Here is a 9,860-nt window from a genome sequence, read left to right as displayed (position 1 = left end):
AATAGAATGCCTGCTTTATCACAATATAGTTAACTCTCATGAAATCGAATGTTAGCAACTTTTATTCGCTACCCCGACTTATTGAGCCGATACAGTAATTCGCTTCAATACCCAGCCATTCCTTTCTACGATTTTGCATAAAGCCTTCCCAGAAATCGCTTTCATATCGATAGTTCGACTAGCTGTTTGTCTGGCTCAATTTCTTCTCTATCGCTTGCGACTTCTAGCCAACCTTGAACTGCTTCTTTTAACATTTCTTGCAAGTGTTCGTAGCTATTTCCCCATGTATGGCATCCTGGTAGTGCAGGTACAGAGCCACACCACACTCCATCTTCTTGCCAAATAACTGCTTTAATTTTCATTACACTTAAATTTAAAAGAATTAAACGATCGCTCCATATTCAAGAATTTTAACGCATCAGACACGGAATCTCATAATCACACGCGATCGCACCAAAAAATATCTTCTAAAAAAATGCGATCTCGTAGCGGTTTCTCCGGAACATCGCACGAAAATATTGTTTTTGATAAATTTATCTTTTCCCGGTATCATTTGTTGGGTTTCACTTCGTTCCACCCAACCTACGAAGAATTGCGATTCTACTTTTTATTTCAATATGTGAGCAAGTAGCAAACTTAACCCTAAGCCTAACCAAGACAGTGCAACTGAAATTAGAAATATATGCTGTTTATTGAAAAACGATTCTAGCTTTTCCAACATCGTTTGGGAACGGTTTTCTGGTTCCAATTCCATGAACATTAATTAATATTCCCCATTAATGATAAACAGCTTTTTTCAGCACACTAGGAATTCTCTCAAGTATTCGCTTGGCAACGTCTTCAGGTGTATCTCCCTCTCGCTCGATGATGTGCAAATCGGCTTGAGAGTAAAGTGGTGTTCGTTGTTCGAGGAGCGATCGCAATTTACCTTGAGGATCAACGTCTTGTAGCAGTGGTCTTGTGGTATCCTCAGCTAAACGGTTGTAAATTATCTCCACTGGCGCATCTAGCCAGACTATCAAACCATGGTGCAAGTAACCCCAATTTTCTCGCCGCAAAACAATGCCCCCACCAGTTGCGATAGTCAACTTTGTAAAAGCACAAACTTTTGAAAGTACGTCGCTTTCTAACTGACGAAACCCTGCTTCACCAACTTGTGCAAATAACTGATTGATAGATTTACCTGTTGCTTGGGCAATGACATCATCGGTATCCACAAATCCATAACCCAATTCCTTTGCTAGTAAGCGCCCTACCGTCGTCTTACCAACGCCCATAATCCCAATTAAGTACAGGTTGACTCCTTGTAATAAGCTGCTCACCAGTTGCTTCGCTCCAATTATGAGTTTTGAGTCACAGTTTCAAATTATAGACTTAACGACTCATAGGTGCGTATTCAAGCAATAATTGAGTTAAGCTGCGACTGGAAAAGCGATCGCTAATAAGCTGATAATTAGAATATAATTTGTTCTTATAGGAGTGTTTATCGATAAGATGTCTAAGATACCAGTAATCTCAGAACACATTGAAATTACCCCAGGTGTATGCGGGGGTAAACCGCGCATTGCTGGACACCGAATTAGAGTGCAAGATATTGTGATTTGGCATGAAGGGACGGGACTTTCCCCTGACGAAATCGTTGATCATTATCCCAGTATAACTTTAGCTGATGTCTATGCTGCTCTAGCCTATTACCACGATCATCAAGATGAGATCAGGCAAGAAATTGCAGAAGGAGAAGCCTTCGTCAGAGAAGTACAGGCTCAAATTCCCTCGATTCTGCAAGAAAAACTAAAGAATCGAAATGACACAAAAAATTCGATTCCACCTAGATGAAAATGTCAGTGATGCTATAGCAAAAGGCTTACGTCGTCGTGGTATTGATGTGACGACTACATCAGAAACAGGACTGATAGCTGCATCAGATGGAGAACAACTTTATTTTGCAATGTCTCAGAATCGGTTAATTTTCACCCATGATGATGACTTTGTAATACTTCATCAAGGTGGCCTGATTATGCATACAGGAATTATTTACTGCGCTCAAAACCGCCGCTCAATTGGGGAAATATTGAGGAGTTTAATTTTAATCTGGGAAGTGCTTGAGCCAGAAGAGATGAGATATCAACTTGAATTTCTCTGAAAGCTTTTATTGTTTTACTCAAATGCAAAAAAACTAGATGCTATGCGTAGCTTGCTTCCACGTTCGCGCAGTGTCCTGTAAGCAAGAAGTACAGGCACCTTTCTTGGGGAATACCTACGTGTATTATATAATATATTCAAAATATAAACTCTACACAGTCTTGCTACTACGATTTTGATTGGCGACATGAGCAATTTACGCAGGAATACAACCATAAACTAAACCTCAAATAAATTTATTTTCAATGTATATCAAGCCTTTTACTTTTACGGATATCAAACTTACGTATAACTTTTCTAACTTTAAATTCTTTTTAAATAATACAAATTCATCCTTTATTATTTTAGTTGAATTAACTGCTATTATTACTGCTACTAATGTATTTAAAGTAACTTAGGCAATAAATTAACCATTCTTCTGTGAAATTCTCATAAGTAATAAATGATGAATTTGTAAAGAATGTAGTAAATTTCCTGATGGAACTTGGTAGTTACTGCATAGCGATCGCGATACTTAACAAAAAAATTAACGTAGCTTGTTTGAAACTTTATCCAGACAATATCTGTCTATCTGAATAATCAGGGTTTTTACTCTGGTGGATAATTTTAAGTATACACAATACTGTGTTTCTAAAAGGACAGTATGGTTTTTCTAAAAGTTCAGTTATAACAAGCCTTGCTCAATTAAATGTTTTTGATAAAGGTGTAAACCATGACTTATTTGCTGCGATCGCTCAAAAAAACCTTACAAAATTGAAGTTTCGACACAAAGACTACTGCATATTTCACCCCAATAAGCCTGAATGAATAAATATAGTATGAATGAGGTGTCAACCATGACTCGAATTCGTGACGTTGTAGAAAGAGCTTTAGCAACTGGCTATTTGACAGTGGAAGCTGAAGATCAACTACGACAACTGTTGACTACCCGATATGACCTGGAAGATTTTAATGCTTTCATGACTTTGCAGGAAGCTGCCATGACTGGTAAGGTCAAGCAGGAGTCTAGAGAGCGGTGTGGCATTAAGTAGAGATGTAACCTGCGACATCTCACCGACGGGGGCGTTTACCATCATCCTCAAAATCATCATCATCTTCAAAAAATTCCCAATCATCATCATCCGCTTGATTGGTGGCCGGTGGCTGATAAGGGGGGATGATTACCCGATAATCAGCATCATAAATTGATTCAGTTTTTCCCGCAGCCGTATTTTTTGGCTCGCGGTAGCTATAGGAGTAAACTGAACCAGACCGAGAACTACTTTTGGCTTCTGATTGACGTTCGTAAGTTGTTGAATCTCTAGGCTGTTGAGCTTGAGGATTAGGGGTAGGTGCTTCTTGTGAATTTTCATCAAAGTTCCAATCATCTCCACTGCTATTTGTCTCCCAATCATCAAATACCTCACTGCTAGGCTCTTCTTTTTTACTAGCTGGTGGTGGAGGACTGGCAGGACGAGATGTCGGTTCTTCTCTCCGGGTTGCCTTGGCACGAGTTGAAGCGGCGGTTGCTCTGTTAGTGGTTTGGCGTTGTCCTCCCGGAAAATAATTGGATAATTTAAACAAGGTAGCAATCAATATCGATGTGAAAGCACCAGTGGTAGTACTGAACAAAATCCATATCGCTAGTGGTAATGGTTGAGTTCGCGCGCCCAAAAATACTAGCGATAGGGCAGGTGAGAAATTTTGGACTAACAACAGCGTTAGTCCTCCCAGTACTGCCACCAATAGAATTAAGCGAATTACAGCCATAAAAAAGGTAAAAGGTAGAAGGCAAAAGGCAAAAAGCAAAAGGCAAAAAGCAAAAGGCAAAATTCAGAGGGAAGAGGGAACAGGAAAAACTCATGGTTTTTAAACATGATATTGAAATAATGACACTGTTTTTTTCGTGCTACGCATCTCAAAAAAAAGATGTTTTTTGACTGAAGCTCAAAACTCTGAAACTTTAGTTTCTTATCTGTTCCCTGTTCCCTGTTCCCTTTTTTTTGTAACTCTATCTTTCTTTTACCTTTTTACTTTTACCTTTTTACTTCCTTCCTTGCCACCGCTGAATTGGGATGCAGTCAATATCTAGTTGATCTAAAGCACGGGCAACTACAAAATCAACTAAATCCTCAATGGTTTGGGGATTGTGATACCAGGCGGGAATAGCGGGGACAACTCTAACTCCAACTTCTGCTAAAGAAGTTAAGTTACGTAAGTGGATGAGGCTAAAAGGCGTTTCACGCGGGACAATGACCAGCTTTCGCCCTTCTTTGAGTTGGACATCCGCTGCCCGTTCTAGTAAATCGGAACTCAAGCCAACTGCTAGCTTTGCCACTGTACTCATGCTGCATGGAATAATCATCATCCCCAGAGTGGCAAAGGAACCGCTGGCAATCCCGGCTCCAACATCGCTCCAAGGATGACAGCGTAGTTTACCCGCAAGTGCAACACCAGCTCGCTCTCGCCAGAATTGTTCTTGCCTGGTTGGTTCTGGTGGCATCCGAATTTCCTGTTCTGACTGCCAAACCATGTAAGTTGATTTAGAGGCGACCAATTCAATACTATACTCCGCTTCTAGCAAAAATTTGATCGCGCGAACAGCGTAAATCAGACCAGATGCGCCCGATACGCCTAAGATTAAAGGCTTGGTGTTATTTGACACGTAAAACGTAGTTGATTTTACTCGTCATCAGAGTAAGGGTCTAGGTCATCAGGCTCAATGTCATTTGGTAAGTAGAGGTCTGAAAGCTCCTCATTGGAATCATTGGCAGTTAAATTTTTGGCTACACCATCGCTGCCGACTGTTACCAAATCAATTTGCTGACGGTAGTAATCGACACTTTTCACTTGCACGGCGACGCGATCGCCTAATCGATAAGAAGCGCGATTTTTGCGACCAAACAGTGCTTGTTGTCTGGCGCGATATTCATACCAATCATCTTTGAGGGAACTGACGTGTACCAATCCTTCTACCCGCAAAGGTACACCCGGATTACTGCTGGATTCTACCTCGGCGGCTGGTACTTCAATTTCCACAAAGAAACCGTAGGATTGCACCCCGGTAATCACACCTTGAAATACCTGACCAATGCGTTGCTTCATCAGTTGGGCTTTTTGCAGTCCAGCCAAATCAGCTTCAGCTTCTTGGACTTCTTTTTCTCGGTCGTTGATTTGAACAATTACCCTAGTTAAATCGCTTTGCAGTTCTTGTTGCAACTCTGGGGGTAAAACGTTCCAGTTAATTTCCTTGTGGCTGGAGGAGTGGCGCAGGTTAACGCGTTCTCTCACACGGGTATTGCGGCGATCGCGCCCGTTTTCGAGTAGGGTGTAATACACTCTCTGCATGAGCAAATCTGGGTAACGCCGCAAGGGAGCGCTAAAGTGGACATATTGCGGTAGTGCTAGACCAAAGTGAGATCCTTTGGTAGTGCTGTACGCAGATGCCTTAAGCGTATCTTGTAATAAGTAGGTAAGAACTTGCTCAGAGGGAGATTCGGCAAAAGCTGTGGTCAAATGTTGATAATCTAAGGGTTGGATATCGACTTCTGGATCTAGTGTGAGGTCAACGCCTAAATTGACTGCCAATTTCAGCATTTCTTGGACATCTTCAACATCGGGTGTACCTTGGACTCGCCAGATAGCGGGAACCCCAAGGGCATTTAAGTGAGTTGCGAATAGTTGGTTAACTAACAGTACCAACTCCGTGAGTAGCGATCGCACGGGTAAATCATTCACCACCACAGCGCCTAAAATCCCCTCATCATAATAGGCGTTTTGGCTAGGCGGTAGATTTAACTGGAGACTACCACGAGTTAACCGCACTTGTTTCACGGCTGTTTGCAAGGCTTGGAGGTCTTGCAAGATTTGGGAAACCTGTGGAGATTTATCTTGAGATTCACCTGTAAGAATTGCTTGGGCAAGTTCAGTACTTAGTGCAGTCTCTACATTGATTACACTGGGTTGAATTTCCCACTCCAACACTTCTCCCGATTTGGGATCAATGGTAATTAAAAAAGAGATGGTTAAGCGATCGCTCCCAGGTACTAAAGAACAGCGTTCTGCCACCGTTGGGGGCAAGATTGGCAAAACTAATTCTCCCAGATACACTGATTTACCGCGTTTGAGTGCTTCTCTATCTAGGGGTTCATCAGGTTGGACATAGTGAGAAACATCAGTGATATGAACGCCTAAAAGCCAATTTCCGGCTAAGTTTTTTTCTAAACTAAAAGCGTTTTCGATAAATTTGGTGTCGCCGCCATTTACCCCTTCAACGGTGAGAGTAAACAAATTACGTAAATCTAGCCGATTTTTCAGGTCTGCTTTCAGCAGCTTTTTGGGCAACCTGGCGGCTGCTTCAACGACATTATCTGGAAAAGTCCGGGAAAGGTCGTGTTTGCACGTAACTAAATCTATATCAGCAGCAGCTTCGGCATCGCTACCAAGGATTTGCACGACTCGACCGAGGGGAGGATATTGTGCCAACGGATAACGCAAAACTTCCACATGAACCAGATGATCGATCGCTTCTTCTAACTTTGCCCCGTTAGGTTGAATCTTGAGTTCAAATAGCAATCGATCATCTAAAGGCACAGCCCGGAAACCAGTTTCCACCTGCTTAATTCGTGCCAGTAACGTGTGGTTAGAACGTTCGAGAATCAGCTTTACTTCCCCTTCAGGAGAGCGACGGCGACTGCCTTCTTTGAGAACTCTCACCAAAACGCGATCGCCATTCCAAGCATTACTCAGATGACTTTCGCGGATGTAAATATCCTCAGCGCCTTCCACATCTTGAATAGCAAAGCAAAAGCCCTTACTAGAACAACGGAGTTTTGCCTCGATTATGCCGTCTTCTGAGACACGGCGGTACTTGCCCCGTTCCTTCACTAAAATACCGATTTTTTCGAGAACATCTAAGGCGATGTGAAGTTTTTGTAAACTTTTTTCATCTTCACAGCCAAGTTTCTTTTCTAAAACCTTCCGAGCTACCAATTTATCATCGGTGAAATTGGCAAGGAGTGTAGCGATTGAAAATTCCATGCAGTGAACCGACCTTTGGTCAAAACATCATTTGTTGTTTAACAAAACAGAATTCAGGAGCCAGAATGTGCTAAACACCCTGCTACCGCAAACAGAATTTAATTCTGTGTGACTGGTGAACCAGCACTGCAAGAAGGTTTACTTCTGTAGGTGACTGGTGAAACCGAAGGGCGGTAGCGAGTCCGCAAGCGTCTGAATCAAGGGGTTTAAGTCCCCCACAAAAATTTTCTTGTTTTGTGGTCAACTTTTGTAGTGGTGGGTCTGAATTCCCTACTATCTTGATTCTGAATTCTGAATTCTGAATTCTGAATTCTTCTTTAATCTGGTTCTTTCCTGTATACCCTTACGGCTTACAGAAACAAGTTGGAAACTAATTGCCCTGAAGCAAGACTTCCTAAGTTCTAAGGAAAGGAAGCCCGACCCAGCCAAAGCGGGAAAATACTCCCACAGTTCCGAGCAAAGGAAGCCGACCCACGGACAACTCTGGGTGTCTACGAACTTCTCACTGCAAGATGCTCTCAGAATTTGCCTGCATTCAAGTCCCTTCACCTAAACCAAACTTAAGATTGCACGCTTGATTAGAATTTAGCCCCGCTAGGTAATTACGCGACGGGTTTTTGAGAAGCTGGGTTTAGAGAACTCTCCATGCTGCCCAAAAGCGCTATGCAGGGGAGCCACTGCGGTCTTCTCCCTTCTCTACGAGACGCTTCGCGTTGGCGTCAGCCTCTCGCAGAGAAGGCGTTAGCCTCTCCCTTTGGGATTCGGGGAGACGCTAAAAGCGATAGTGCAGCGTTAGCGAGTCTACGAGCGTCTGGGGTCTCCCCAAGTAGAGCAAGTGGCGTGGAAACTACAGGTGTTTGATTGTCTAGAGTGAAGGTAATTTTACGCCATTAGACTCTGATGTTTAACTAGGAGGAACTGCCGGTGAACCCAATTTTCCCACATGTAGAATCGGTAACAATTAGGTGAGCAGCTTAATAAGCAGCGAGGGTGAACCTTATCTCCATTATTGTAGATTTAGAGCGCACTTCCAGAAAATAGTTCTAGATATCGAGTTGGGTAATTAGTATAGCATTGCCAGCAAGACTACCCAGACAAGTTAGCACTAGCCAAAAGTTTCGTCAAAAAACACCTACTGCTACAATTAGGACACAAGGCAAAGCAAGAATATTACTTTAAAAGGGACTGGGCATTGGGCATGGGGCATTGGAAAAGGGAGCAACGCGAAAAAGTGAGATCATCGTGAAAAGAGCAGGGGAGGCAGGGGGATCTGAGGGAGCAGGGAAAGTGAAGAGAAAATTTTAGTATTTTTTACGACCGTTATAGTCCTAAATACACTTATTTCTTTCTCTCCCCCTGCCTCCCCTGCCTCCCCTGCTTCCCCACCTCACTGTTAGAGCATTGCTCCCTTGGAAAACTCCTAGTCCCTAGTCCCCAGTCCCTAGTCCCCATTCCCCTTTAGATTGGTAGCAGTATTATGTTGGCTCAATTCCAGAGCTTGTATCCCAAAGGTAGTCTGATTTCTGAATTAGTGCAAATTTTTCAAGGAAAATATATTGTTCGGGCAAGCGTGCAAATTGAAGGCGTAACCCGTGCTACGGGTATGGCAGCAGCCGAAACAGTAGAAGCAGCAGAAGACCAAGCCAGAACCAGGGCATTGATAGTTTTGGGTATTACAAATGCGCCACAGGAATCAGTGGCATTTACCTCAAATCCAGTTTCCCCAGCGCCGCAAAACCCTTCCTTGAATACCAAAGTAGGATTAAATGAGCCTGCTGCCTATTCCTCCGTAAAAGATGAGGAGTTTGTTAGTAATCAGTGGTCAGCAGTCAGCGACAAAGAAATATCTACGCTGCCCTCCAAAGGACTGAACATCAAACCAGAAGTAGTAACAAGCAGTAACGAACAGTATGGGTACAGCAATGCTGCGCCCCCAAGTGACGATACCTATAGCCAGGATTTAGGTCAAAACTTTCCTGTGACTGCCAACCGGGAGCTAGAATTTGATCCTCCAGTTGAAAGCTTGGAAATAACCTTTGATAACCAGTTAGAAAATCAAACCTTTCCAGCAATTTCTGCCAATAATGTCACACCATTTACACCTCGGAGTTACAGCCCTCAAGAGAATGTCACTACCCCATCAGTGACAGGAAAGAGAAAGAAGAAAGCTGAACCTGTGGATTTATCGGATGTAATTGCGAAAACAGATGTCGAACTTCAGCGTTTAGGCTGGACACCAGAACAGGGACGGGAGCATCTGATTGAAACCTACGGTAAGCGCGGGCGTACTTTGCTCACTGAAGAAGAATTACACGGATTCCTCAAATACCTCCAATCGCAGCCAGACCCAATAGCGGGGTTTTGATTAGTCATTAGTCATTAGTAAGGACTAATAACGTAGGCTATTGAAACAGTAACGAAGCTATGGAACCTGTGAATTTTTCTGAAGTAATTGCTCAAACAGATTGTGAAATGCAGCGTTTAGGGTTGACAAAAGAACAGGGACGGGGTCATCTGATTAAAACTTATGGGAAGCGATCGTTGTATCTCAACCAACACCAGCATTAGACGAAGTTTTAATTGCTGGTGATGTCACACCGTTTACTCCCCCTAATTATAGTCCGCAAGAGGATATAGTCGCCCTGACAGGGACAGGAAGGAGAAAAAAGAAAACTCAACCAGCAGATTTGTCGGATGTA

General features: G+C 42.9%; 10 protein-coding genes. 5 read left to right on the top strand and 5 right to left on the bottom strand.

The genetic code is table 11. The features are described from left to right. Positions 1-161: 161 nt before the first annotated feature. The gene (locus tag V7K67_RS07285; protein ID WP_334731822.1) at positions 162-362 is read right to left on the bottom strand and encodes a type II toxin-antitoxin system HicB family antitoxin; all 201 of its coding nucleotides are present in this window, start codon (positions 360-362) and stop codon (positions 162-164) included. Between the two features lie 414 nt (positions 363-776). Then, complete coding sequence (locus V7K67_RS07280) at positions 777-1,322, bottom strand: shikimate kinase (RefSeq protein ID WP_334731823.1); 546 nt, start codon at positions 1,320-1,322, stop codon at positions 777-779. 172 nt (positions 1,323-1,494) lie between these two features. Between V7K67_RS07280 and V7K67_RS07275 the strand changes: the two genes are divergently transcribed. The 3 genes from V7K67_RS07275 to V7K67_RS07265 all read left to right on the top strand — a co-directional run bounded on the left by V7K67_RS07275 (position 1,495) and on the right by V7K67_RS07265 (position 3,173). Further along, a complete protein-coding gene (locus V7K67_RS07275; protein ID WP_334731824.1) occupies positions 1,495-1,836 on the top strand; it encodes a DUF433 domain-containing protein in 342 nt (113 codons plus the stop codon). After that, on the top strand, positions 1,805-2,143 hold the full coding sequence (locus V7K67_RS07270) for a DUF5615 family PIN-like protein (RefSeq protein ID WP_334731825.1): 339 nt from the start codon (positions 1,805-1,807) through the stop codon (positions 2,141-2,143). The genes V7K67_RS07275 and V7K67_RS07270 overlap by 32 nt, the downstream gene beginning before the upstream one ends. Before the next feature lie 835 nt (positions 2,144-2,978). Further along, complete coding sequence (locus V7K67_RS07265) at positions 2,979-3,173, top strand: hypothetical protein (protein WP_289797223.1); 195 nt, start codon at positions 2,979-2,981, stop codon at positions 3,171-3,173. A gap of 19 nt (positions 3,174-3,192) precedes the next feature. On the opposite strand, the gene V7K67_RS07260 is transcribed toward V7K67_RS07265, so the two are convergent. The 3 genes from V7K67_RS07260 to V7K67_RS07250 all read right to left on the bottom strand — a co-directional run bounded on the left by V7K67_RS07260 (position 3,193) and on the right by V7K67_RS07250 (position 7,161). Beyond that, positions 3,193-3,891 carry a LapA family protein gene (locus V7K67_RS07260; protein WP_334706367.1) on the bottom strand — a complete coding sequence of 233 codons (699 nt, stop codon included), beginning with the start codon at positions 3,889-3,891 and terminating at the stop codon, positions 3,193-3,195. Between the two features lie 274 nt (positions 3,892-4,165). Then, positions 4,166-4,786: a flavin prenyltransferase UbiX gene (locus V7K67_RS07255; RefSeq protein WP_334731826.1), complete on the bottom strand. Its 621-nt coding sequence runs from the start codon at positions 4,784-4,786 to the stop codon at positions 4,166-4,168. Between the two features lie 17 nt (positions 4,787-4,803). Next, positions 4,804-7,161, bottom strand: coding sequence for a ribonuclease R family protein (locus V7K67_RS07250; RefSeq protein WP_334731827.1), 2,358 nt, complete (start codon positions 7,159-7,161; stop codon positions 4,804-4,806). Positions 7,162-8,638: 1,477 nt separating this feature from the next. On the opposite strand from V7K67_RS07250, the gene V7K67_RS07245 reads away from it, so the two are divergent. Together V7K67_RS07245 and V7K67_RS07240 are read left to right on the top strand one after the other, a co-directional pair. Continuing rightward, on the top strand, positions 8,639-9,526 hold the full coding sequence (locus tag V7K67_RS07245) for a hypothetical protein (protein ID WP_334731828.1): 888 nt from the start codon (positions 8,639-8,641) through the stop codon (positions 9,524-9,526). Between the two features lie 59 nt (positions 9,527-9,585). Then, positions 9,586-9,729: a hypothetical protein gene (locus V7K67_RS07240; protein WP_334731829.1), complete on the top strand. Its 144-nt coding sequence runs from the start codon at positions 9,586-9,588 to the stop codon at positions 9,727-9,729. Positions 9,730-9,860 lie beyond the last annotated feature (131 nt).

The sequence above is a fragment of the Nostoc sp. genome (genome assembly GCF_036917155.1).
Classification (GTDB): Bacteria; Cyanobacteriota; Cyanobacteriia; order Cyanobacteriales; family Nostocaceae; genus Nostoc.
This window is presented reverse-complemented; position numbering and strand designations above follow the sequence as displayed.